This window comes from Actinocrispum wychmicini, assembly GCF_004345645.1.
Taxonomy (GTDB): domain Bacteria; phylum Actinomycetota; class Actinomycetes; order Mycobacteriales; family Pseudonocardiaceae; genus Kibdelosporangium; species Kibdelosporangium wychmicini.
Genome location: NZ_SLWS01000006.1, coordinates 565,636 through 589,508, shown reverse-complemented (window position 1 = coordinate 589,508; position 23,873 = coordinate 565,636). Strand labels below are relative to the sequence as shown.

Sequence of the window (23,873 nt, the reverse complement as noted above, 5' to 3'; positions counted from 1 at the left end):
GTGGCCGACGCGATCCCCCCGGTAGTCCTGAGATTCGTCGCCACGACCACCGAGGCCGTCGGCGAAGTAAGGCTGTTCGCGAAGTCCTTCACGGACGCCGGCGCCGCGGTGAAGGCCACCGCGACCGAGATGTCCGCCGCCGTCGGGCAGATGGGCGAACGGGTCGGCGCCGAGGCCAAGACGGTCGCGGCGGAGAACAACAAGGTCGCGGCGTCGTTCCAGAAGACCGCGGAGGCCGCGGCGCGGTCGAACGAAGAGATCTACGTCTCGATGCAGGCCATGCGGTCCAAGACCGTCGGGTTGCTCGCGGATCTCGAAGCGGCAGAAGCGAAAGCAGCTGCGGCGACCGAGGAAATGTCGGTCAAGATGGGCACCTCCGCCGAGGCCGCGGCCGCCAAGCAGGACGCCGCGGTTGGCAAGGTCGTCAAGGGCGTCGGGCTCGCGGCCGGGATCATCGCCGGCGTCAGCCTGAAGATGGCCGGCGCCTTCGAACAAAGCACCAACAAACTCGTCACCTCGGCCGGCGAGTCGGAAGACGGCCTGAAGACGGTCCGGACCGGGATTCTCAATCTGGCGGGCGACGTCGGTGTTTCCGCGACCGAGATGTCCGCCGCCATGTACAAGGTGGAGTCCGCCGGGTATCACGCCGAGGCCGGCCTGGGGGTGTTGAAAGCTGCCGAGCAGGGCGCCAAGGCGGAAGGCGCCGAGGGCGTGGAAGTCGCTGACGCACTGTCCAGTGCCCTGCGGGACTATTACCCGCACGCCCAGTCCGCGGCCGACGTCACCAAAGCCGCCAGCGACACCATGTCGAAGTTCATTGGCGCCACGTCGAGCGGAAAGATGACGTTCGACGAGTTGGCCGGCTCATTGAACAGCATCCTGCCGGTCGCGTCGGCGGCGAAGATCTCGATGTCCGATGTGCTCGGTGTCCTCGCGTCCATGACCGTGCACGGCATCAGCGCCCAGCAGGCCACGCAGAACATGGCTGATGCGATTAGGCATCTGCAAGCGCCGACGCAGGTCATGTCGAAAGCCATGGCCAGCTTGGGAATCGACTCTGACGACGTCAAGGCGAAGCTTGGCGAACGGGGCCTGTCTGGGACCATGAACCTGCTGTCCCAGGCGGTCAAGAAAGCGATGCCGCCCGGCTCCGACAAGGTGATCATCGACCTCGGTGACGCTCTCTCGAAGAGCACCCCCAAGGTCAAGGCGCTGGGCCAGGAACTGATGAGCGGCGCCATCACGATGGGGGACTACCAGAAGGCCACCAAGGGCTTGGACGCCGTGTCGGCTGGGCAGGCGGCTTCGTTTGCGACCATGGTGAAGTCGACTCACCAGCTCGGTACTGAGCAGCTGTCCGGCGGCCAGGTGATGAACACCTACGGCGGCATGATGCAGAAGTTGATGGGTGACGCCACCGGCCTCAAAGTGGCGCTGATGACTACTGGTGAGAACGCGGACTACACCGCCGACGCGATCAAGGCCATCGGCGGTAGCGCGGCCGACGCAGACGGCAACGTCAAAGGCTGGTCGGAGGTCCAGAACACGCTCAATCAGAAGCTCGCCGACGCCGAGAAAGGCACCCAGTCTCTCGCGATCAAGATCGGGTCTGTGCTCCTGCCGGTGGCCAGTCACATCGCCGGCGTCATCGCCGACGTGACGAAGTGGCTCAGCAACAACGAATGGGCCGCGAAGACACTCGCAATCACCATCGGTGGTGTGCTCGTCGGCGCCCTCGCCGCCGGCGTCGGCAAGATGATCTCCTGGGTGTCTAACCTCGACTCCACAGCGAAAGGCGTTGCTGGAGCCACGGTGAAGCTCGGGTTGCTGGCGGCCGGTTTCGACTACGGCATCTCGCACATGGACACGTGGCAGGGCAAGGCCGTGCTCGTCGTGACGGCGCTCAGCGGGATTGGGACCGCCGTGAACGGCTTGTCGGGTCCGCTCGGGTCATTGGGGAGCTGGTTTGCGAACCAGAAGGGCGCGTTCGGGAACTTCGTGTCCGACATGGGTGCTGCTGAAGGCGCGATGGGGAAGATCAAGACCGCCGGTAAAGGCGTTCTTGACTTCCTCAGCGGACCATGGGGCATCGCCCTTGGTCTGGCCATCGGCGCGGTCGCCCTGTTCAGCAGCGGCAACAAGGACGCGAACAAAGCGGTCGACGACCTCACTAGGGCCATCAAGGACGACGGAGACGCACTCGGGCAGAACACCCGAGCCTGGACGGTGAACAAGCTCGAGAAAGACGACGCATTCGGCAAGGCGAAGCAGCTTGGCATCTCCGAAGGCGAACTGACGAACGCGCTCATGTCCCAAGGCAGCGCACTGGACGACCTCAAAACGAAACTGCAGGGCATCATCCAGGCACGGATCGATCTTGACCAGAAGAACAATCAGGGCAGCAGCTTCAGCGGGCGGGATGTCCGCGAGATGGACTCCACCGGCACCGCCGCACAGTTGCTGCTGAAAGAACTCGAGGGCCTCACTGGGCAGCTGAACGCGTCGAAGGACGCGGCGGACCGGCAGTCCAGTGCCCTGCACCAGTCAGCTGACCATCTCGACGCGGTCGCGCTAGGTGCTATCAAGGCGGACGGCAGCACCGGCGATTTGGTGTCCACGTCGAAGAAGGCGGCCGACGCGATGGACGCGGAGAAGAACGAGGCGAAGCTTCTCACTGATCAGCTGGACCTGCTGAACGGCGGCAACATAGACGCCACCAAAGCAACAGTGAGGTACAAGGACAGTGTGGACGCGGCGGCTCTGGCGTTGAAGGATAACGGCCGCTCGCTGGACATGAACAACGACAAGGGCCGCAAGAACATCTCCGCGATCCTTGACGCCGTGACGGCGGCACAGGACCACGCTAAAGCCGTCGCACAGCAAACCCACTCGGTGGAGGCAGGGAACAAGGCCTTCGCCGATGACGTCGCCGCATTGCAGGCCGTGTTGGCCAAAGCTGGCTTAACCAAGGACCAGATCCAGGAGCTCACCAACAAGTACATGCAGGTGCCCAAGGACATCTCCACCAACGTCACCGCGGATACGTCCCAAGCTGAGAACGCGCTCGGCCGGTTGTACCACGACCTCGGGGCGCTCAACCCAATGATGGACCGGATCGGCGCGAAGACCAACAAGCTTCGCGCTCACGGTGGTCTCGTCACCTACGCCCACGGCGGCCTCGCCCACTTCGGGCCTGGCGGCCCGGTCTCCGGGCGAGGGTCGGACACGTCCGACGACATTCCAGCGATGCTGTCCAACACCGAGTATGTCCAGCAGGCGTCGGCGGTCAGGGCGGCGGGTGTCCAGGTGATGGACGCGATGAACCGCAGTGACCTGCGCGGCGCGTATCGGATGCTGGGCGACCGGATCGGGGCGGGTGCCCAGGCGGTTGCGGTGCCGGTCGGTGGGGGTGGTGTGACGGTGAACGTGTACACGAACGCGTTGCTGTCGACCAAGGCGGAGATCAAGTCGGCGGTGCAGGAGGCGTTCCTGCAGAACGGCATGCGCAACGTCCAGAACGGACTCACGTTCGCGGCGACCTGACGTCCAGCTGTAGTCCATCGGGGAGCCTGCGGAGGAGGTGGTGGGTGTGGTGCGTCCGCTGTTCGACTTCGTCGCCGACTTCACCGCCGGGCCACCGGCGGTGCCCGGCGCGGCCGCGGTCAGTCTGAACAGCGTCGCGGGCACCCGCACCCAGGCCTGGCAGACCCGCCGGGGCCGCCAGTACGAGTTGGGCAACGCCGAGGCCGGCACGATGACGGTGAGCGTCTTCGACCGCGCCGAGACCCTCAACCCGGCCAACACCTCCTCGGCCTGGAACAGCGGTGCGAACACTCTGCTGCCCTACCGGTGTATCCAACGCGCCGGGCTGTGGAACGCGGCCAGCAGCAACCTGGCCGGCAACGTCCTCAACTCGACCAACACACCGCCCGGCTCGTCGACCGCGTACGACCCGTCGTTCGAGACCACGGTGGCGTGGACGAGCGTGTTCGGTACCGCCGCGACCCGGGTCGTGTCCACGACCCAGGCGTTCGCGGGGACGCATTCGTGCGCGGCGACGCTGACCGCCTCGTCGGACCGCGTTGGCGGTCTGATGTGGACGGTGCCGGGGCAGACGTACACGCTGTCGGTGTACGTGTACGTGCCCGCGACCTACACGGTGACGCTTGTGTTCGGGCAGTACTCGCCGACCGTCACGACCTACGGGTCGGCCACCTCGTCGACCACCGCCGCGTGGCAAAGGTTGTCGGTCACCGCGACCGCGACGAACGCCGTGAGCTACCTCCACGTCAAATCCGGCACCGCGCCCGGGTTCCCGTTCACCGTGTACCTCGACGCCTGCCAGCTGGAGCTGGCGTCGTCCGCGTCCGCGTTCACCACCACGGGCCCGAAACGCTCCCCCCGGTACACCGGGTATATCGAGAGGTATCCGCAGACGTGGACGGACGCGGGATTCCGCGGGGTGAAGCCGCTGGAAGCGGTCGACGCGCTGAGTGTGTTGTCCCGCACCGTGATCAACCAGACGTATCAGTCCACGATCGCTGCGGACAACCCGTACATCTACATCCCGTACACCGACCAGGCGTTGCCGCTGACGGTCCAGTTGCCGAAAGGTGGCCAGCCCTATTTGGCGTACACGAGCGTGGCGCCCAGCGGCCAGGTGAACCTTGGTGGCGACACCTTCCTCGACGGGTCGGCCGCGGCGAATGTCTCACAGCAGAACGACACGCCACCGACCGCCAGCCCGTCGGCCCACAACACGTATCTAGGGACGCAGGGCATGCAGACCATGATCCCGAACGCCTTCACGATCGAAGCCTGGGTGAAGCTGACCTCCGGCACGGCCTTCCTCGGCGCGGCCACGATCGGTGTCGGGGAGAACGTGTACAACCAGCCGATCCCGCTGCCTGACGGGCCGAGGGACTACCTCGGCTGGTACACGACCGGCGGCCAACTCATGGTGTTCTTCACCAACACCGCCTCGTTGGGGTTCGGACCGTTCGTGCCCAATCCCGCCACTTGGACCGGGTTCCCGGACGGTCAATGGCACTACCTGGCGATCTGCCTGCGAGCCTCCGGCGGCGGGTTCGACACGGCCGTCGACGGCGCGTTCAACAGTTGGGTGTGGAGCCCGGCCCCCACCGCCGCGCAGTTCCCGATCATGAACCTGTTCGTGGAAGCGACCACAGGATATGGGACCCCGACCACCAGCGTGTCCGTGGCGCAGCTCGCCGCGTATCCGGCGGCGTTGAGCAGCAGCCAACTGTTGGCGCATTACAAGCGCGGCATCGGCTACATCAACGAACTGGCCGGTGCTCGTGTGGCGCGGCTGCTCAACACCTACTGGTCGGCCACCGCATACACCGCGGCGGCCGGCTACGCCAAGCTCGCGCCGGACTTCGGCTACGACGACGCCAACTCGCCACAGTCGGCCCGCACCATGCTCGACGTGCTGCAGGAGATCACCGCCACCGAGAACTCGTTTCTCTACGCGAGCGCGGACGGCCGGGTCGTGTGGGAAGACCGGGCCAGCCGCTACACCCAACAGACCTCGGCCGCGACGATCGGCAACTCCGCCGGGCAACTACACCCGGAGGGCATCGAGTACGACTACGACCCGACCTACGTGTACTCACAGGCGAACCTGTCCAGGCCCGCGAACTCCAACTTCGCGCCACAGATCAACGCGACATCGCAAACCGCCTACGGGCAGCGGATCCTGTCCGCCACCCTCCAGGTCAACTCCGACTTCGACCTGTCCCAGGCCGCGATCTTCTACCTCAACCGGTACTCGAAACCCGGCGGTGCACCGGGGCTGAACGCACCACCACGTGTCCGCCGGCTGGTGCTGAGCCCCGCGTCGGACCCCACGATGTGGAACTTCGTGCTCGGCCTCGAGCTGTCCCAACGCATCACGGTAGCGATGCGCACCTCGGCCGGCACGCTGATCACCGGGGACTACTACGTCGAGGCCATCGCCGAGCAAGGCAGCCCGGCCGACGGCAGCTACACGGTGGAACTGCAATGCAGCCCCGTTTTCGTCCCCACAGCGTGGATCCTGGGCGACTCGACCTACGGCGTCCTTGGAACAAGCACCGTCCCCGTCTACTGACGCCCTCGGGAGAAGCTCGATGCCGATGACCACCACAGTGACCCTCGCCTACGAGGGGCCACCGTCCTGCAAAGACTGCCAACGCGAGGGAATCCCGGTGTGTGCGCACATTGGGTTCAACGCTGAAGCATGGGTGGACCTGCCCGGCAGCACCGTGATGGTCCCGGGACTGGATCCGGCCTACGCGCACACTGTCCGCGACGTGACCATCAGCTCTGATCGCAACACGGTGACGCTCACCGTGGACACCGCACGGCCACTGCAGATGGATCTCGCCCGGCATCTGTCCCTGATCTCGACCACTCCGAAGGCATGGATCCGAGCGGTGCACGGCGACACCGACGAGACCCTGACCGAGGGCGGGTTTGACGCGTTCCTGCAGCAGGGCCAGCAGGTATGGGTCGCCGGCGCCCCGTACGTCGTGTCCGCCGTCGACCACCCAAGCAGGCACCCCGAGCACGGCACGGTCGACGGCGGCCGCGACTGGCAGGTCGCGACCCTGCGCCCCATGCCCGAGCCAACCCCGACCCGTGTGGAGCCGTAGATGGGTGTTCCGTCTCCCGCCATCCCGAGCTTCGTCGACGGGACGGTGGTGCATCAGGGCGACCTCAACGCCCTCGCGTCCAACCTGACGAACCTGTACGCCTACAACCAGGCCGGCTTCTACACCCAACGACCCTCGGTGTTGATCAACACCACGAGCGGCCAATCGGTCCCCAACGTGACGCACACGATCCTGAACTTCCAAGCGGCGATCATCAACACCGACAACATGTGGACGGTGGCGGTCCCCAACCAAGTCACCATCCAACACGCCGGGATCTACTGGTGTTTCGGGCAGATCCGGTGGCCGGTCAGCGCGGCCAACCTCATCCAATCCGACATCCTCGTCAACGGCACATCGATCCCGGCGAACATCGCCGTGACCTCCACCCTGCCGGCGGTCAACGGCAGCGCCGGCGGCCACCACGTGGCGTGGATGGCCAACCTCGCCGTGGGCGCCACGCTCTTTCTGGACGGTTACCAGAACTCGGGCGGCGCGGTCACGCTCGATACCTTCGTGGGCGGCTCGACGTTCGGCGCGTTCTTCGTCACCAACTCCACGTGACAGGAAGGACAGCACGGTGAGCCAGGTACTGGACTACGTCGGCCGACCCGGTGCGCTCGCGATCGTCGGGGCCGGATATGTCGGCGCCGTGAGGTACTGCGGGTTCCCTAAGAATCCGAAGTGCACCGACCGCGGCGAGTACGAAGACTTCAGCCACCACGCCCTGGGTATGGCCCTGGTGTACGAGGGCGGCACGACCGACTGGGCCGGCGGGGAGCCAGCGGGGCACGTGGCCGGGGCACGCGCCCGCGCCGACGCCACCACCCGGATCGGGTTCCCGGAGCACCGGCCGATCTACATGGCCATCGATACCGAGATCATCGGCCACGCGCGGCACGACACCGTGATGGCCTACCTGGACGGTGCCGCGGCCGAACTCGGTGGGGTGGCCCTCGCGGGTGTGTACGGCCAAATCAGCGTGGTGCAACGGGCGCTCGAGGAAGGCCATGTTGCGTTCGGGTGGCAGACCGTGGCCTGGTCCCACGGCCTGCGCTATCCGGGAGCACACCTGTACCAACACGCTGGCTACGTCTACCCGGGCGGGGTCGAAGCGGACGCCAATGACGTTCTGGCCCCGGATTGGGGGCAACACAACGCGGAGGACGACGTGACGCTGACTACTACGCAGGACGGCTGGCTGCACGATACTCGTGACCGAGTCATGGGCATGCTGGTGCAGCGGTATACCGACGAGGACAACAAGCAGGGGCCGTATCGGGCGCTCGACACCGGCGACGGCGCGTTCCTGCTCGGCGCGATCGCTCAGCTCGGCGCCAAGGTGGACGCGTTGGCCGGGGTCCTGTCGGACGACGAGGCCAACATCATCGCGGCGGTCCGAGCCCAGCAGAACGGCGGCCAGATCGACCTCAACGCGCTCGCCGCCACCATGGCACCGGTGTTGGCGCCGATCCTGGGGCCGTTGATCAAGGCCGGTGCCACGGCTGACGACGTCCGCGCCGCGGTCGACGCCAGCCTGAAGGCCATCCTCGCCAAGGCCGCGTCCTGATATGCCGGCCCCGGCCGCCACCAAGGGGGCGCTGTGCTGACCATTCGCAGTGGCAGGCATCCGCACGAGATCGTGCTGCTCGCGTTCACGCTGCTGTCTGGCCTCACCGGATTCTTCGGCTACAGCCAAGCTGCGTCCAACGCGATCTTGCTGCTCCTGCCGCGCGCCTATGGCCAAGCGTTCTACCTCGGGCTCGCGGCGTCCGCGGCGATCGCGCTGGCCGGGATCTGCTGGCGTGGAATCGTGGGCCCGTTGGTGGAGCGCGCCGGGCTGCTGATCAACACTGGGCTGTATCTGTTCTTCGCGCTGGCGATTTTCACCGTGGGTGGCGTCCGCGGCGTCGGGTTCGGGTTCACGCTCATCGCGTTCAGTGTCGCGAATGTGGTGCGCGTGCTTCAGATCCGCCGTGATCTGCGGGCCATCCGCGCGGCGGCGATGGTCACCGACTCCACTGATCAACTGGAGTGAAAGGGTTCCCTTGTGGACATCCTCGTTGCTGTCGGGACGCTGGTCGCCGCGGCTGGGGGGCTGGCCGGGCTCGGGTCGCTCGTCACGGTCCGGTCGACGAAACGCAAGATCAGCGCAGACGCGGAGAAGACGGAAGCGGACGCAGTACAGGTCCTGTCGGCCACTGCGGTGTCGCTCCTGGAGCCGGCCGCCGCGCAGGTGCGGTCGTTACGTGCAGACCTCGCGGCCGCGGAAACCAAGATTGTCACACTGACCGACCAACTGGCCGACGCTGACCGCAGGATCGCAGACCTCACAAGGGACCTGGCCAAGGCACAGGCGCAACTGGACCAGTGGACCGACGGCGGTTGACGACGCGCGGCCGTGCACGGACACATCACCGGCGCAGTTCAGATCGGACTGCGTCCAGCTCATGGAGGCACACATGACTACACCCACCCCACCGCCAGGGCCGGATCCAATCCCGTCGACGTCGGCCGACGCGAACTCCCGAGCGTTGCGGACGTTGCTACAGAACCTGCTGTTCGACGTCCTGCTGGCCGTGATCGTTGTCGTGTTGCCCCTCGTTCAAGCGACCACGGTGGACTGGAGTTTGGTGATCGGCAGCGTGATCAAGACCGCGGTCGTCACCACGCTTTCCTGGGTGCAACGCGCCATCGAGACCCGCAACGCAGGAAATCCCTGACCGCGCAGCGTACGACCCGCCACCGACGTGCCGAGCCCGGGAACGGAGTGGTGAACGATGCCGCTGTCCACGATCACCATCACCGGCAGCTGGGTCAACCCGGACAACACCCCAGCGTCCGGGATCATCAGCCTCCAGCCGATCCAGGAAGCCACCGCCAGCGGGACCATCGTGGCCGGGTCCCCGGTGCACATCCCGCTGGTGAACGGATCGATCAGTACGGTGCTGGTCAACAACACCCAGGCCACCGCGCTGCAGTACCAGGTAACCGAACGGATCACCAACACCGCGCTGGTGACGTACACAATCACCCCGACCGGGTCCACACTCGACCTGTCCACCGCGCCCCGCAGCTCGGCCGGTGCGACACCGGTGTTCATCCTGGCTTCCCAGCTCGGCGTCGCCGGCGGCGTGGTCCCGCTCGACGGCACCGCGCACATCCCGGCCCAGTACCTGCCCTCCGGCTCCGGTGTCCTGTCGGTGACGGCCGGAGACTCGACCATCACGATCGGCGGCACCGGCGCCGACCCTACGGTCGCGGTGAACTCGATTCCGGAGTCAAAGGTCACCAACCTGGTCGGGGATCTCGCGACGCTCAGCGCGAACGTCGCGACCAAGGCCACCAAGCCGACGTTTAGACGGGCGTACATCACCAGCGGCGACACCACCCTGCCGAGTACCGGCGCCAGTTGGGCGGCCGTGTCCGGGTTCGAGCTGGACATTCCGGCAGTCGCGGGCGACACGGTCGAGGTCAGCATGTCGGCGATGCGAAGCCAGAACACGAGCGCGTTTCTGGATGTCGGCGTGATCACCGGACCGACTCCGGCCATTCAGCGTTACCTGGCCACAGGTTCCGCCACACCGGCCATCGAGGGAGAGCCGGACTGGTACACGCAGAACACCTTTATCGGACACGCCGGACCGCACTCGTTCATCGTCACCTCGAACGATCTGGACAGCGGGAATTTGCGGATCGCGTTGGTGTGTAAGAGCAACGGCACCGGCGTGGTCTACTCGAGCACGAACTACCCGTTCTACTGGCAACTGATCAACTGGGGATCGGTCGGGTAGACTCCCGCTACACAGGGAAGACGGCGTCGGGCGGACGCCAGGGGAACCATCTACGGCCCTGCTGCTCCTTCGGGAGCGGCAGGGCCGTTTTGGCATGTCCGGGGTTAGGCAGGAGCCGCACGCTCATCGGCTGATCCGTCCTGTGGTGGACGCCGGAAGATGGCTGCACCCAGCAGGCCGACGAGGCCGAGGCCGACAAGCGTCAATGACCACGAACGTCGGCCCGATATGCCGTCAGCACACGCTTGTGCGTTGGCCAGCGACGAATCACTGAGGGCGCTGAGCGGAACGCCCAGTCTGATGTTGGTGAGGTCGTGCGTGTCGCCGTCACGACGTGCCTGGCTGTCGTTGCGCGACCATACGGATCCGCAGGAGATCGAGCCGGTCACCCCGGTCACGGTGACAGCCGAAGCCACGCCGATGCCGCCGATCAGCAGCAGGCAGGTTGCGACGATTGAGACGAACAGGGCGGCTCGTTTTCGGTCAGACATTGTGGATCTTCTCCCCGTTGGGCGGGTTTCCCGGAGCTTGTCTTCGTGGATCTTCTGGGCGTTACGCGGCGCCGGTCAGGTCTGGCGGCGTGCTCTCGGCAGTGGATCGCCCATGGTGAGGAACCCGCGCTCGAATCCGAGCCTGACCGCGTGTGCACGCTCGTGGCACTGGAGTGTGCGCATCAGCCGGCTGATGTGTGTGTGGACGGTGTGCGGGCTCAACCCGAGAAGGCCGGCGATCTCGGCGTTGGTCAGGCCGTAGGACATGCCGACGAGGACTTGCTGCCCGCGTAGGCCGAGTGTGGAGGGTGTCGGTTCATCCGCCATGGGCTCGTGTGTCCTCATAGGATGGTCGCCGCGAAGTCGTACAGCCGCAGCGTTGCTTCGTCCGGCTTGCCTTCCATGACGAGGGCCAGTTGGTGCAGATCGTGGAGGTAGGCGACCATGGGCGCGACCGCCGGGTTGTTCGAGCCGGCCATCAGCGCGCAGAACGACGCGACCGCCTGCGCGTAGGCCATGGTGGCGGCCTCTGTGTCGACCGTGTCGGTGAGGGTGACGCCGATCTGGATCACGGCGGCACGTAGTTCAGCTAGGTTCATAGGTTGAACCGCTCCAGGGTGGTCCCGGGCGCGTAGCTGACGTTGTTGGAGCAGATGCAGTCGTCGTGGCCGCGGGGGCCGGCGGTGTGGGCCATGGCGTGGTCCTTTGTGGGGCGGTGGGTCTTGTGCGCAGGGCGGCCTCGATGGCGGCCATGTCGGGGAAGCAGGTCCGGCACCACGGCCAGCCGGCGGCCTCGAGGTCGTGCTCGGGTGGGATGGGGACGCAGGCGTGGTTGCACACGGACCACCAGTAGCGGCGTTGGTTCACGCGCATGCTGGGGGCGTTGTCCGCGACGAGGTGGAGCTTGGTGGTGAAGACGCCGCCGGCGATCCAGGTCATGGCGGTCTTGTCTCGTCCGGGCCCTCACCGGAGTCTGTGCCGCCCTGTTCTGTGATGGCCCGTTGTTCCTCGGCGAGGATGGCGTCCAGGCCGGCGATGAGGTCGGGGTGCGCGTCGGCGAATCGGCGACGCACGTTGCGGAGTGCTTGTTCGTCCTCGTGTTCGACGATGTCCAGGCAGTTGGGGCACGCGCGGCCGCCGGGTGGGATGTAGGGCGCCGGCACCGTCGCGCCGGTGAGCTGCACGATCGCGGCCGGGCAGGCCACGCTGTGCCCGCTGACGCTGTGCCAGTAGTCGCAGCCGCAGCTGCAGTAGCGCCACATGGGCATGGGCAGGGTCATGTGCGGCCTTCACCGTTGGTTGGGCGGGCGCCGGCGCGGCCGCGCCCGTACCGTGCGGCCGCGCCGGTGTGCCTGCTTTGTTTGGCCCTCCCCGCCATCGGGACGGGGAGCTTGGACGGTGGCCTGACCACTCAGCTGGGGGACTCGTGGCCAGGCCACCTGCTCAGGGGTCGGCGACCGGCGTGATCTGGTGCTCGGCGCACCAGATCCACTGTCGACCTGCCGAGAACGAGAAGCACACTTCGTAGACCGGCCCACGGGGCCAGACCGCGACCTTGGCGATCCGTCCTTCGCAGCCGGCGGGGATGTCACTGACCGGGGTGGTGAGCTGGACGTGCTGGCCTTCGACGTAGCCGGGGGTGGTGTCCGTCGGGGTGCTCGTGCCCAGCCCGTCATGGGGAACAGGCTGGGCACGAGCGGTGGGCGGCCCCTGCGGCCGCCCGGCCGGGCCGTCGACCGGCTGCACCATGCGGTCATGGCCCGGCGGCTGGTGGCCCGGACCGCGGTCGTTGGCGAAGGTGCTGCCATCGCCAAGGTCACCGCGGTCCGGGTTTTGTGCGGGCCCTCGGCCGGAGTACCGAGTCGGCAGACTCCGTGGCTTCTCGACAGCCGAGGGCCCTCGTGACACGCCAGGCGCGTCACGTTCGGGGTCCGCGACCGCACCCCCAGTGCGGGCGGTCGCGTCGGGGTGGGCTGGGTCGCCACCGCGTGGTTGGGCAACCGACGGGAGCCCGTGGTGGACAGGTTCCGTGCGGTGGCGGCCCAGGTCTTGGGCCCGCAGGCGGTGTGGACTTCCGGTCTGGCCGCCTGCGGGCTGGGGCTCGACGCTGCGTCTCTTCAGCGGGGCCCCGCTCCAGGCGGTTGTGGTCGCCTGGAGATTGTGGGTGCGGTTACCGGCCATGGCGCAGCTGCCGGATCTTGCGGCTGGGCATCGCGCTCGTGGGGAAAGCGTGGACGTTCGATGGGGCCAATCGGGCGCGCCTGGCCTTCAGCCGCTTGATCACCAGCGCGAGAAAGACACACAGGGACACAATCCCGACGGGCGCCAGGACCTCAAGGATCACCGGTAGATACCACCCGGTCAGCAAGTCGGCCATGCTGTTCGCACCTCCCACGTGTGTGGGACGTGACGCTAAGTGTGATCTTGAGGGGTTATTTCACTGGTTGTGAAATGACGTCGATTGTCACCCTGTTGGGGCAACGCCCATTCGCCACGCGAGGCCGCGCAACTCCCGGCCGCCGGCGTCCCGCCGGGCACGTCGCAACTCGTCAGCGACCGACTCCCGGACAAACACGTCTCCTCGGATGTGCTGAGGTGCCAAGTGCTCTGCGCGCAGTATCTCGGCCAATCCCTCGTCTCGGGTGCGGCTCTCGGCCAGTAGCGCCCGGCCGTAGGTGGCGTGGAACACCGCCTGCCGGGCCGGGCTGGGGATGGCGTCAACGTGAACGTCGCGGGCGATCTCAGCGAGCGCTGGGCCGTCACCGAGTTCGACCCCGATCGTCACACGCCAGATCCGCACGTTGGTCCTTCCGAACCACACTTGGGCGAAGGTGCCCACTTCATGATCGAGTCGATCAGCCACGGCCGCCGCTTCGTCGAGATGGGTGGCGGCAGTATCTCGGTCGGCCTGTGCCGCTGCGGCTAGCGCCGCAGACAGATGCAGCTGCCCATAGGCTTGAGTTATTTCAGGATTGTTCAGGCCGGGGGCCAATTCGTCGGCCATGGCCGTAGCTCGCTGATACTGCTTGGCGCGATTCAGGGAGCCTGTAGTGACGCCTCGCAGCCAGGTGGTGTACCCGCGCCATTGCGGAGATCCCAGCTCCTCCGAGCACCGCTGAGCTGCCATGGCTGCCATCAGTGTGAGGCCGTCCTGGCGCCCCAGCTTCGCCATCCAGACGGCCGAGGAATAGCAGCGGACAAGGGCTAGCAGAATCTCTCTGCGATGTACGGGGTCGCGGACATAAAGGGTATGCAATTCGCTCAGCAGTTGCGGGATAAGGCCGCCCATTTCCGCATAATCTGCCCGTATTTGTTGCGCTTCGACAAGCCGTCGCACGTCGGCTGCGACCTGCGGCCATTCTCGCGCCTGCTCGCCGGAGTCATCGCCGAGTTCGTAGGCGTCCATTGCGGCTGCGATTGCGACGAGGCTGGCGTGCGCCTGGCCTTCAGCCTGGTCGGTGGATTGTTCCCAGGGTTTGCCGGTGAGGTCGGTCGGTGACACTTGCAGAGCACGTGCGAGCGCCTCGAGGGTAGCCCGCTTGGTCACTGGTCGTTCGCCTCGTTCGATCATGCTGAGGTAGGAGACGGACATCCCGGCCAGCCCGGCGAGCGCCGAGAGATTCATCGTTCGCCAGGATCGGAGTTCGCGGACTCGTCGGCCGATCAGCGCATTGTCGATGTCCATAACTGGACCCGCCCATCTTCACGGAGTTGCCCTCTTCACGCGCCCCCGACCCGTCGGCCGGGGGCATCCCTCCGTGAAGAGGTGCTTCCAGGGTAACTGCCGGCCGCGGGTGCTTGTGAAGCACTGGGGCCAGCCTTCTACGACTCGGCGCCCGCTACGGTCACGACCGTCGGTTCGGCTCGCCGGTAAGGCTGTTGTTGGTCTTGGCTGATACCGACGAGTGTCGCGGCCGCCAACAGGAGTCCGGCGAGGACGATGCCGACGAAGGCCGCCCAATGCAGCCACACAGGCAAAGGTGCGCGGGCGTCCGGCGGCGGGTCGATCCAGATGTTCACGGTGTGCCCCATATCTGCCGCATGATCACGGCTGCTTGGGCAGGTCAGAGCGATACGGGTGGTACCACGACTCGGTGCCGCCGGTGCCTGATCCGACGCAGGTCACGGTGAACCTCGGGGCACACCGGATCGCGCTCGCCGATGTCCGGGTGGCCGTCCATGTGGACAACGGTGTGGTGGACGTCGCCGTGTACCACCCGGAGTTCGCCGGGCTCGAGGCCGCGGCCAGGGAGGCGCTCACATACCTGCCGCTGGACGTCACGCTGGGCGAGCGGGTCGCGGGCGAGCGACTCCGCCGGGTGGAGACCGCCGAGGCCGAACCGCGGGACGCCATCGGGCTGCTGGAGCTCCGCGAAATTGTCGGTGGCCTCGGCTAGTCTCCACGGCGTGACCAGCACGAACGAACCTGCCGAGATCGCCGTCGAGTCCGTCCCCGCCGAGATCCCGGCCCAGGTGCGGACCGAACACGCCGACTTGGCCGAAGAGGTCCGCGGCCACCAGTTCCGTTACTACGTGTTGGACGCGCCCACGGTCAGCGACGGCGAGTTCGACAAGCTGCTCGGCCGGCTGCAGGCCCTGGAGGAGCAGTACCCCGGCCTGGCCACGCCGGATTCGCCGACCCAGCAGGTCGGCGGGACGTTCTCGACCGAGTTCACCGCGGTCGACCACCTGGAGCGGATGCTCAGCCTGGACAACGCGTTCAGCGCCGACGAGATGACCAGCTGGTACGAGCGGGTCGCCAAGGAGGTCGGCGACGCCGCGCACTACCTGTGCGAGCTGAAGATCGACGGCCTGGCGATCAACCTGCTGTACGAGAACGGCCGGCTGGCCAGGGGGCTGACCCGCGGTGACGGCCGGACCGGCGAGGACGTGACCCTCAACGTGCGCACCTTGCAGGGTGTGCCCGAGGTGCTCACCGGCACCGCCGAGTACCCGGTGCCCAAGCTGGTCGAGGTCCGGGGCGAGGTGTTCTTCCGGGTCGAGGACTTCGAGGAGCTCAACGCTCGCCAGGCGGAGGCGGGCAAGCAGATCTACGCCAACCCGCGGAACACGGCGGCCGGCTCACTGCGGCAGAAGGACCCGAGCGTCACCGCGAGCCGCAAGCTCCGGTTGATCTGCCATGGCCTGGGCAAACGCGACGGCTTCGAGCCCGGCCGCCAGTCCGAGTCGTACGAGGCGCTGCGGGCGTGGGGACTGCCGGTGTCGACGCACACCAAGGTGCTGTCCACGCACGACGAGGTGAACGAGTTCATCGAGTTCTGGCGGGACCACCGGCACGACGCCGAGCACGAGATCGACGGCATCGTGGTCAAGGTCGACGAGGTCCCGTTGCAGCGCCGGCTCGGCACCACGTCACGGGCGCCCCGCTGGGCGATCGCGTTCAAGTACCCCCCGGAGGAGGTCACCACCAAACTCCTGGAGATCCGGGTGAACGTGGGCCGCACCGGCCGCGTCACGCCGTACGCGGTGACCGAGCCGGTCACGGTCGCGGGCTCGACGGTCACGCGCGCCACCCTCCACAACGCCAGTGAAGTGAAGCGCAAGGGCGTCCTGATCGGCGACCGGATCGTGCTGCGCAAGGCCGGTGACGTGATCCCCGAGGTGCTCGGCCCGGTCCTGGAGGCCCGCACGGGCGCGGAGACCGAGTTCGTGATGCCCACGGTCTGCCCGGAGTGCGGCACGGTGTTGCGGCCCGCCAAGGAGGCCGACGTGGACATCCGCTGCCCGAACTCCCGGCACTGCCCCGGCCAGCTGCGGGAACGCCTGGACTACATCGGCGGCCGGTCCGCGCTGGACATCGAGGTCCTCGGCTACGAGAGCGCCGCCGCGCTGGTCAACTCGGACGTGTACGACTTCGAGGCCGACCTGTTCGACCTGGACGCCGAGAAGTTGCTGCGGGTCGAGCTGTTCCGGACCATCGCGGGCGAGCTGACCGCGAACGGCGCGAAACTGCTGGACAACCTGGCGGCGGCCCAGGACCGTCCACTCTGGAGGGTGCTGGTGGCCCTGTCCATCCGGCACGTCGGCCCGACCGCGGCCCGCGCGCTGGCCATGGAGTTCGACACCCTGGACCGGATCTTCGAGGCCACCGACGAGGAACTGGCCGCGGCCGAGGGGGTCGGGCCCACCATCGTCACCGCGCTGACGGAGTGGTGGGAGGTGGACTGGCACCGCGAGATCGTCGACCACTGGCGGGCGGCGGGGGTGCGGATGGAGGACGAGCGGGACGAGTCCATCCCGCGCAACCTGCAGGGACTGTCGATCGTGGTCACCGGGACCCTGCCGACCCTGTCGCGCGACGAGGCCAAGGAGTCGATCATCGCGCGCGGCGGGAAAGCCGTCGGGTCGGTGTCCAAGAAGACGTCGTTCGTGGTGGTCGGCGACGCACCCGGGTCCAAGTACGACAAGGCGTTGCAGCTGAAGGTGCCGGTGCTGGACGAGGACGGCTTCCGGGTGCTGCTCGCGCAAGGTCCGGAGGCCGCGACCGAGGTCGCGACCATCGGCGGGGACGAGGAGGAGGCCGAGTAGCGCAGGAGGATGGGGAACGCCCGGAACGCCCGGAACGCCCGGAACGCCCGTGGCGCCTCGGTCGGTGGCAACAGCGCGTGTCTCGGGTGAGCGCGCGCTCGTGGGTCAGTGTCCGGTGGGTGTCACCAGGAAGTGGAAGCAGCCGGCTTCGCGGCTTCGGGCGTGCAGGTAGGCCACGTCGGGTTGGCTGAGGATGTGTTCCACCGCGGCGACGTGGTCGTCTTCCGGGTCCAGGAACGTGATGTGGTCGTACGCGCGGGCGCCGGTGTGGTCGAACGGGTTCAGGATCACCTTGTTGGTGCGGAACAGTTCCGGGTACTGGTCGGTTTCGGCGTAGCCGTCGCATTCTTCGTGGTGCACGAAGATCGGTCCGGCCTCCATCCAGGGGCTGGCCTCGGTCCACGGGGTGTAGCAGATGAGGGCGATGTCCTCGTCCCGCTCGGCTCGTTGGAGACAGCAGCGCAGTGGTTCCCAGCCTTCGGCGACCCGCGGCTGCCATTTGTTGCCGTGTTCGTCCTGGCCGGCGGCGCGCATGGCGGTGAGGCGGTCGGCGGGGATCGCGGTGTATCGAATCTCCATGGGACAAGAGTGCTGCTGGCGGCGGGCCCGCGCTGGCGGGTTCCGGACATCGCAATCGTCACCGCCGTTGGTGACCGACCGCTTAGTATGTTTCGATAGGTACCGACCGGTAGGTATGGCGGTCGGCTAAGGAGAGTCGGTGCAGCCAAGCATGCGCAGCACGAGTGTGGCGTACTCGCGGCCGAGGGCCCGTGGTGTCTTCCGGGCGCGTTCGCTGTACCACCGGGCCACGTCGACCCCGAGGGACAGCACCGCACGGGCCGCCGTCTTCTCGTCGGGCACCTCGAACACGCCGGCATGGACGCCGTCGCCGATCACGGACCGAACGGCTTGTTCGATCCGCCTGCGCAGGCCGGCGACGACCTGGTACTCACGGTCCGGCAGGGCGCGGATCTCATACTGGACCACACGGGCCACAGTTCGCTCGCGCGCGTGCCACGCGACGAAGTTCTCCACCAGGGCGCGCATCTTGGTGACCGGGTCGCCGGCACCGGCGGTGACCGCCACGATCTCGGCGAGGGCCTGTTCGTGGCCGGTTCGGCTGATCTCGAACAGCAAAGCGGCTTTGGACGGGAAATGCACGTACAACGCGGCCGGACTCATGCCCGCGGCGGTCGCGATGTCCCTGGTCGTGGTGGCGTGGAAGCCGACGGTCGCGAACGACTGGACGGCGGCGAGCATCAGCCGGCGGGCGGCCTCGGGCTGCACGTCCGGCCACAGCGACATCGTCATGACGGAACAGTAGCGGCACGCTGAGCGGGCGCTTAGGAAAAGGCGCCGAGGAAAGGAAACAGCATGTTCAAGGACCGGGTGGCGATCGTCACCGGCGCGAGCCGCGGTATCGGTCTCGGCGTCGCCAAGGAGTTGACCGCGCGCGGCGCCAAGGTGTGCGTCACCGCGCGCAAGCCGGAGGCCCTTGAGGAGGCGGTCAAGGAACTGGGCGGCCCCGACCACGCGATCTTCGTCCCGGGCAAGGCCGACGACGACGCCCACCAGGACGAGGCCATCGCCCGCACCCTGGAGGCGTTCGGCCGCGTCGACATGCTCGTGAACAACACCGGCATCAACCCGGTCTACGGTCCCGTGGTGGACGTCGACCCGGTGGCGGCGGCGAAGATCCTCGCGGTGAACGTGCTGGCACCGCTGGCCTGGACGCGCAAGGCGCGTGACGCGTGGATGGGTGAGCACGGCGGCTCGATCGTCAACGTCGCCTCGCTGGGTGGCCTGCGCGCTTCGCCCGGTATTGGCATGTACGGCGTGAGCAAGGCGGCGCTGATCAGGCTGACCATGGAACTGGCCGTCGAGCTCGGCCCGAAGATCCGGGTGAACGCGGTCGCGCCGGCCGTGGTGAAGACGAAGTTCGCCACCGCGTTGTTCGAGGGACGGGAGGACGAGGTCGCCGCGGCGTACCCGATGAAGCGCCTGGGGTTGCCCGCGGACATCGCCGGCGCCGTGGCGTTCCTGCTGTCCGACGAGGCGTCCTGGGTGACCGGTCAGACCCTGGTCCTCGACGGCGGTGTGTCGCTGGGAGGTGGCCTGTGAGTGTGGCCTTGACGGACGCCGGTGTCGTCATCACGGGCGCGGCGCGGGGCATCGGTGAAGCGCTCGCGCGCCGGTTCGCCGCCGACGGCGCCCGGCTGGTGCTGGCCGACATGGACACCGGGGTCACTGAGGTGGCCGAGTCTCTGGGTGCCACGGCGGTCGTGGGTGACGTGACCGCCCCTGAGGATCTGGTCGGCCAGGCCCGGTCGGTGTTGGGTGAGATCGACTTGTTCTGCGCCAACGCCGGAGTCGCGCCAATGGGCGGCGAGGACGCGCCGGAGAACGTGTGGGCGAACACCTGGAATGTGAACGTGATGGCCCACGTCCGCGCCGCCAACGCACTGCTGCCCAAGTGGTTGGAGCGCGGACGGGGGCATTTCCTGGCAACGGTCTCCGCCGCCGGCCTGCTGACCAGCCTCGGCTCGGCGCCGTATTCGGTGACCAAACACGCCGCGCTCGCGTTCGCGGAATGGTTGTCGGCGACGTACCGGCATCGGGGGATCAGCGTGCAGGCGTTGTGCCCACAGGGTGTCCGGACGCGGATGTACGAGCAGACCGGGGCCGGCGGCAAACTGCTGATGGGTGACAGCCTGATCGAACCCGCCCAGGTCGCGGACCTGGTGGCGGCGAAGATCGCGGATGACGAGTTCCTGATCCTGCCGCACCCGGAGGTCGCCCACTACTACGTCCATCGCGCGGCCGAGAACGACCGGTGGCTGGCCGGAATGAACAAACTCCAGCGGAAGGTCGAAGAGCTCGACGGCCGGTGACGCGGCTGATCTGGTGGTCTGGCTGGTTATGCCGACCAGTTCTGCCGGGCGGCCCAGGTGTCCACTGTGGTCGTGCCTCGACGGACCAGCGTGGGATCCGGCTCCGACGCGGGTGTCTCGTAGCCGGCGGCGATGCCCGCGGCTGTGACAGGTCCGACGTGCGGGCTGATCATGTCCTTGTATTCGGCCGGGGTGATGGTCCGCCACTGAACGGTTCGCTTGAGGACCGTGGACAGGCGGGCGGCTACGTCCGTGCCGGCCAAGTCCTCCGGTCCTGCCACCACCTGGGCCGGCGTGGGGTCTGTGGCGCCCACGAGTTCGGTGATCACCGCGGCGACGTCGTCGGCCGCGACCCATGGGATCGGCGCTTCGGCGGGCATCGGGTAGCGGACTTCGCCCGCCGCCACCAGGGACGCGGACCAGGCGCCGCAGAGGTTCTCCAGGTAGAAGGCCGCAGGTGCCAGCACTGCGACTGTGTCGACGACCGTCGGCAGTTCGGTGCGCAGCCGCACGCGGGCGTCGACGAAGGGCACGCCCACTTGGGCCTCGGGGAGGACTCCGCTGGTGTTGAACACGACGCATGGCACGCCTGCCTTGCCGAGCGCGGCGAGAACGGATTCGGCCTGACGCAGTGGGGTGTCGTCGAAGGCGAGGGGCATTTGGAGGACGACGGTGTCGACATCGCGGTACGCCTCGGTCAGCGCGTCGACGTCGGCCAGGTCGGCGATACGACGGGTGATGGCCCGCACTTGATGCCCGTTCGCCACGAGCTGACGAACGACAGGACGGCCTTGGGCACCGGTCGCACCATGGACCGCAACGGTTTGGGGCTTCATGAACTCAAATTAGTTTCCCCTGTGAAGTAGTACCCAGAATGTGGCATAGTTTCAGCATGGAAACCGGCATTGATCAGGGCGTTCGTCCGGAGCTCCTGCAGGCGGCGCGCCGTGACTGCGGTGTCGCGCGCACCTTGCAGGTGCTGGACGGCAAGTGGACGACCCTGGTCGTGCGTGAACTGCTGATGGGCCCGAAGCGCTTCGGTGAACTACGGGCCGCGCTGGGCGACCCGAGTGCGAAGACGCTGACCGATCGACTGCGCGCGCTGGAGCATCAGGGCGTGCTCACCAGGACGGTTTACGCCGAGATCCCGCCACGCGTGGTGTACGAGCTGACGGGGAAAGGCCGTAGTTTGCAGGACGTGCTGTACGCGATGCTGCGTTGGGGCGACGAGAACCCGGCCTGACGATTACTGAGGGTAGGGCGGAAAGCCGGGTGGGCGGCGCTCGGACCAGCTCGCCAGGCCTTCGGCCAGTTCCGGGTGGGTGAACGACTCGAGCATGAGCTCGGTCGCCCGCTTGCCGGATTCCGCCAGCGGCAGGGTGGCTTCGTCGCGGAGTTGGCGTTTCATCACCGCCATCGACCTGGGGGCGCTGTAGGTCGCCAGTTCCCGGGCGTAGGCATTGGCCCGGGACAACAGGTCGTCGAAGGGCAGGACTTCCTGGACCAGACCGTAGGCCAGCGCGTCCTCCGCGGTGAAGGTACGGCCGGTCAGCAGAAGATCCGTGGCCCGACCGCGGCCGATCAGATCGGGCAGGAGCCGGGCCAGGCCGTATTCGGCGATCAGGCCGCGGCGGGCGAAGGAGGTGGCGAACTTGGCGCCGGCCGCCGCGAACCGGACGTCCGCGGTGCAGGCGATCACGAAGCCGAGGCCGGCGCAGCCGCCGTTGACGGCCGCGACCACGGGCTTCCCGATGAACGCCGCCGCCTGGACGTGGCCGACCATGTCGAGGTGCGGGCCGACGTCCTGGGCGCCGGGAATCCCGGCGAGCAGGCCCAGGTCGGCTCCTGGGCAGAAGTGGTTCCCGGCGCCGGTGACCACGATGGCGCGGACCGCTGGGTCCTGTTCGAGGTCGCGCAGGAGCGTGCCGTACGCGATCTCCATGTCCATGTTCATCGCGTTGTGCCGCTCGGGGTTGTCGAAGGTCACGGTCGCGACCGTGCCGTCGATGGTGGAACGCACACCTTCGGCCATGCTTCGACATGCTAAGCGGTTGCTTAGCCCACGTCGAGACTTGCCGGTGACATACCGCGCGGTATGCTTGCGGCGCCTGAAGGAACGGGAGGGGCTCGATCATGGTTCGCAGGCCGACGGCTGCCGCGTCCGGTGTGGACGAGCGGCTGCTCGCCGAGGCCACCCGGCTGTTCGCCAAGCAGGGCTTCGACCGCACGTCCGTGCAGGAGATCGTGGAGGCCGCCGGGGTCACCAAGGGCGCGATGTACCACTACTTCGGGTCGAAGGACGACCTGCTGCACGAGATCTACGCCCGGGTGCTGCGGGAGCAGATCGACCGGCTGGAGAAGTTCGCCGCCGGCGAGGCACCGGCGCCCGCGAGGCTCGCCGACGCCGCCGCGGACGTGGTCGTCACGACCATCGAGAACCTCGATGACGTGCGCATCTTCTACCAGTCCATGCACCACCTCAGCCCAGCCAAACAACGGGCGGTGCGGGCCGAGCGCCGCCGCTACCACGAACGGTTCCGCGGCATCGTCGAGGAAGGCCAGCGGGACGGCCTGTTCCGTGCGGACGTGCCCGCCGACCTGGTCGTCGACTACTTCTTCGGGGCCGTGCACCACCTCGGCATCTGGTACCGCCGGGGCGGCCCGCTGTCGGCGAGGGACATCGCCACCCACTACGCCAACCTGCTGCTCAGCTCAGTGAAAGAGGAGACCCGATGACCCACTCGAAGGTCGCGATCGTCACCGGCGCCGCGCGCGGTATCGGGGCTGCCGTCGCGCGCGGGCTGGCCGGCGACGGGTTCGCGGTCGCCCTGTTCGACCTGGACGAGGCCGGCGTCAAGGAGGGCGCGGCGGCGATCACGGCCGACAGCGGCAAGGCCATCGGGCTGAGCGTGGACGTCAGCGACACCGACCGGGTGGAGACGGCCGTGGCCCAGGTCGCGGAGGAACTCGGCGCGCCGACCGTGCTGGTCAACAACGCCGGCATCACCCGGGACAACCTGCTGTTCAAGATGACCGACGGCGACTGGGACTCGGTCATCGGCGTGCACCTGCGCGGCTCGTTCGTGATGAGCCGGGCGGTGCAGAAGCACATGACCGAGCAGAAGTGGGGCCGGATCGTCAACCTGTCGAGCACGTCCGCGCTCGGCAACCGCGGCCAGGCCAACTACTCCGCGGCAAAGGCCGGCCTGCAGGGCTTCACCAAGACCCTCGCGATCGAGCTGGGCAAGTTCGGCGTGACGGTGAACGCGATCGCGCCCGGCTTCATCGCCACCGAGATGACCGCGGCGACCGCCGAACGGATCGGGGTCTCGTTCGAGGACTTCAAGGCCGGCGCGGCCGCGGCGATCCCGGTCGGCCGGGTCGGGCAGCCGGAGGACATCGCGCACCTGGTGTCGTTCTTCGTCAGCGAGGGCGCGTCGTTCATCTCCGGCCAGGTCGTGTACGCGGCCGGTGGGCCGACGGACTGAAAGG

The 23,873-nt window shown here is 67.5% G+C and carries 27 protein-coding genes and 1 pseudogene; 16 read left to right on the top strand and 12 right to left on the bottom strand.

What is annotated here, in order from left to right; genetic code table 11:
- The 9 genes from EV192_RS29005 (at window position 1) to EV192_RS28965 (ending at window position 10,450) form a co-directional block, all read left to right on the top strand.
- Window positions 1-3,543: a phage tail tape measure protein gene (locus EV192_RS29005; protein WP_132120907.1), complete on the top strand. Its 3,543-nt coding sequence runs from the start codon at window positions 1-3 to the stop codon at window positions 3,541-3,543.
- 46 nt (window positions 3,544-3,589) lie between these two features.
- Window positions 3,590-6,112 carry a hypothetical protein gene (locus EV192_RS29000; protein WP_132120905.1) on the top strand — a complete coding sequence of 841 codons (2,523 nt, stop codon included), beginning with the start codon at window positions 3,590-3,592 and terminating at the stop codon, window positions 6,110-6,112.
- Window positions 6,113-6,137: 25 nt separating this feature from the next.
- Complete coding sequence (locus tag EV192_RS28995; RefSeq protein ID WP_132120903.1) at window positions 6,138-6,656, top strand: hypothetical protein; 519 nt, start codon at window positions 6,138-6,140, stop codon at window positions 6,654-6,656.
- Window positions 6,657-7,220 carry a hypothetical protein gene (locus tag EV192_RS28990; RefSeq protein ID WP_132120901.1) on the top strand — a complete coding sequence of 188 codons (564 nt, stop codon included), beginning with the start codon at window positions 6,657-6,659 and terminating at the stop codon, window positions 7,218-7,220.
- Window positions 7,221-7,236: 16 nt separating this feature from the next.
- A complete protein-coding gene (locus EV192_RS28985; RefSeq protein ID WP_165960654.1) occupies window positions 7,237-8,226 on the top strand; it encodes a glycoside hydrolase domain-containing protein in 990 nt (329 codons plus the stop codon).
- A 33-nt stretch (window positions 8,227-8,259) separates the two neighbouring features.
- Entirely contained in the window at window positions 8,260-8,694 is a 435-nt protein-coding gene (locus EV192_RS28980) for a hypothetical protein (RefSeq protein WP_132120897.1), read from the top strand.
- Between the two features lie 12 nt (window positions 8,695-8,706).
- Window positions 8,707-9,045 (top strand): hypothetical protein, encoded by a 339-nt coding sequence (locus EV192_RS28975; protein WP_132120895.1) that lies wholly within the window; start codon window positions 8,707-8,709, stop codon window positions 9,043-9,045.
- 73 nt (window positions 9,046-9,118) lie between these two features.
- Window positions 9,119-9,379 (top strand): hypothetical protein, encoded by a 261-nt coding sequence (locus EV192_RS28970; protein ID WP_132120893.1) that lies wholly within the window; start codon window positions 9,119-9,121, stop codon window positions 9,377-9,379.
- 57 nt (window positions 9,380-9,436) lie between these two features.
- Window positions 9,437-10,450 (top strand): hypothetical protein, encoded by a 1,014-nt coding sequence (locus EV192_RS28965; protein WP_132120891.1) that lies wholly within the window; start codon window positions 9,437-9,439, stop codon window positions 10,448-10,450.
- Between the two features lie 104 nt (window positions 10,451-10,554).
- On the opposite strand, the gene EV192_RS28960 is transcribed toward EV192_RS28965, so the two are convergent.
- From EV192_RS28960 to EV192_RS28925, 8 genes are all read right to left on the bottom strand, one after another.
- A complete protein-coding gene (locus EV192_RS28960; RefSeq protein ID WP_132120889.1) occupies window positions 10,555-10,941 on the bottom strand; it encodes a hypothetical protein in 387 nt (128 codons plus the stop codon).
- 75 nt (window positions 10,942-11,016) lie between these two features.
- Window positions 11,017-11,268: a response regulator transcription factor gene (locus EV192_RS28955; protein ID WP_165960653.1), complete on the bottom strand. Its 252-nt coding sequence runs from the start codon at window positions 11,266-11,268 to the stop codon at window positions 11,017-11,019.
- A gap of 14 nt (window positions 11,269-11,282) precedes the next feature.
- Window positions 11,283-11,540 (bottom strand): hypothetical protein, encoded by a 258-nt coding sequence (locus EV192_RS28950; RefSeq protein ID WP_132120885.1) that lies wholly within the window; start codon window positions 11,538-11,540, stop codon window positions 11,283-11,285.
- Window positions 11,541-11,876: 336 nt separating this feature from the next.
- A complete protein-coding gene (locus EV192_RS28945; protein WP_132120883.1) occupies window positions 11,877-12,221 on the bottom strand; it encodes a hypothetical protein in 345 nt (114 codons plus the stop codon).
- A gap of 163 nt (window positions 12,222-12,384) precedes the next feature.
- Complete coding sequence (locus tag EV192_RS28940; protein WP_132120881.1) at window positions 12,385-12,690, bottom strand: hypothetical protein; 306 nt, start codon at window positions 12,688-12,690, stop codon at window positions 12,385-12,387.
- Between the two features lie 421 nt (window positions 12,691-13,111).
- Window positions 13,112-13,318, bottom strand: a complete 207-nt coding sequence (locus tag EV192_RS28935) for a hypothetical protein (protein ID WP_132120879.1) — start codon at window positions 13,316-13,318, stop codon at window positions 13,112-13,114.
- An 87-nt stretch (window positions 13,319-13,405) separates the two neighbouring features.
- Window positions 13,406-14,626 carry a helix-turn-helix domain-containing protein gene (locus tag EV192_RS28930; protein WP_132120877.1) on the bottom strand — a complete coding sequence of 407 codons (1,221 nt, stop codon included), beginning with the start codon at window positions 14,624-14,626 and terminating at the stop codon, window positions 13,406-13,408.
- A 137-nt stretch (window positions 14,627-14,763) separates the two neighbouring features.
- Entirely contained in the window at window positions 14,764-14,961 is a 198-nt protein-coding gene (locus tag EV192_RS28925; RefSeq protein ID WP_132120875.1) for a hypothetical protein, read from the bottom strand.
- A 62-nt stretch (window positions 14,962-15,023) separates the two neighbouring features.
- Here EV192_RS28925 and EV192_RS28920 point away from each other — a divergent pair.
- Together EV192_RS28920 and ligA are read left to right on the top strand one after the other, a co-directional pair.
- Window positions 15,024-15,338: pseudogene (locus EV192_RS28920) on the top strand (hypothetical protein); the annotation flags it as partial.
- Between the two features lie 10 nt (window positions 15,339-15,348).
- Window positions 15,349-17,490: an NAD-dependent DNA ligase LigA gene (gene ligA / locus EV192_RS28915; RefSeq protein WP_132120873.1), complete on the top strand. Its 2,142-nt coding sequence runs from the start codon at window positions 15,349-15,351 to the stop codon at window positions 17,488-17,490.
- A gap of 105 nt (window positions 17,491-17,595) precedes the next feature.
- On the opposite strand, the gene EV192_RS28910 is transcribed toward ligA, so the two are convergent.
- Together EV192_RS28910 and EV192_RS28905 are read right to left on the bottom strand one after the other, a co-directional pair.
- Entirely contained in the window at window positions 17,596-18,069 is a 474-nt protein-coding gene (locus EV192_RS28910; protein ID WP_132120871.1) for a DUF1203 domain-containing protein, read from the bottom strand.
- A gap of 126 nt (window positions 18,070-18,195) precedes the next feature.
- On the bottom strand, window positions 18,196-18,801 hold the full coding sequence (locus tag EV192_RS28905; RefSeq protein WP_132120869.1) for a TetR/AcrR family transcriptional regulator: 606 nt from the start codon (window positions 18,799-18,801) through the stop codon (window positions 18,196-18,198).
- A gap of 63 nt (window positions 18,802-18,864) precedes the next feature.
- Here EV192_RS28905 and EV192_RS28900 point away from each other — a divergent pair, with 63 nt between their 5' ends.
- Both EV192_RS28900 and EV192_RS28895 read left to right on the top strand, forming a co-directional pair.
- Window positions 18,865-19,611 (top strand): SDR family oxidoreductase, encoded by a 747-nt coding sequence (locus EV192_RS28900; RefSeq protein ID WP_132120867.1) that lies wholly within the window; start codon window positions 18,865-18,867, stop codon window positions 19,609-19,611.
- Entirely contained in the window at window positions 19,608-20,381 is a 774-nt protein-coding gene (locus EV192_RS28895; protein WP_132120865.1) for an SDR family oxidoreductase, read from the top strand. Before EV192_RS28900 ends, EV192_RS28895 begins: the two co-directional genes overlap by 4 nt.
- A gap of 26 nt (window positions 20,382-20,407) precedes the next feature.
- On the opposite strand, the gene EV192_RS28890 is transcribed toward EV192_RS28895, so the two are convergent.
- Complete coding sequence (locus EV192_RS28890; protein WP_132120863.1) at window positions 20,408-21,217, bottom strand: SDR family oxidoreductase; 810 nt, start codon at window positions 21,215-21,217, stop codon at window positions 20,408-20,410.
- 56 nt (window positions 21,218-21,273) lie between these two features.
- Between EV192_RS28890 and EV192_RS28885 the strand changes: the two genes are divergently transcribed.
- A complete protein-coding gene (locus tag EV192_RS28885) occupies window positions 21,274-21,624 on the top strand; it encodes a winged helix-turn-helix transcriptional regulator (RefSeq protein ID WP_132120861.1) in 351 nt (116 codons plus the stop codon).
- Window positions 21,625-21,627: 3 nt separating this feature from the next.
- On the opposite strand, the gene EV192_RS28880 is transcribed toward EV192_RS28885, so the two are convergent.
- Window positions 21,628-22,413, bottom strand: coding sequence for an enoyl-CoA hydratase-related protein (locus EV192_RS28880; RefSeq protein ID WP_132120859.1), 786 nt, complete (start codon window positions 22,411-22,413; stop codon window positions 21,628-21,630).
- 101 nt (window positions 22,414-22,514) lie between these two features.
- On the opposite strand from EV192_RS28880, the gene EV192_RS28875 reads away from it, so the two are divergent.
- Complete coding sequence (locus EV192_RS28875; protein ID WP_132120857.1) at window positions 22,515-23,117, top strand: TetR/AcrR family transcriptional regulator; 603 nt, start codon at window positions 22,515-22,517, stop codon at window positions 23,115-23,117.
- The gene (gene fabG / locus EV192_RS28870) at window positions 23,114-23,869 is read left to right on the top strand and encodes a 3-oxoacyl-ACP reductase FabG (RefSeq protein WP_132120855.1); all 756 of its coding nucleotides are present in this window, start codon (window positions 23,114-23,116) and stop codon (window positions 23,867-23,869) included. The genes EV192_RS28875 and fabG overlap by 4 nt, the downstream gene beginning before the upstream one ends.
- The last annotated feature ends 4 nt before the right edge of the window (window positions 23,870-23,873 follow it).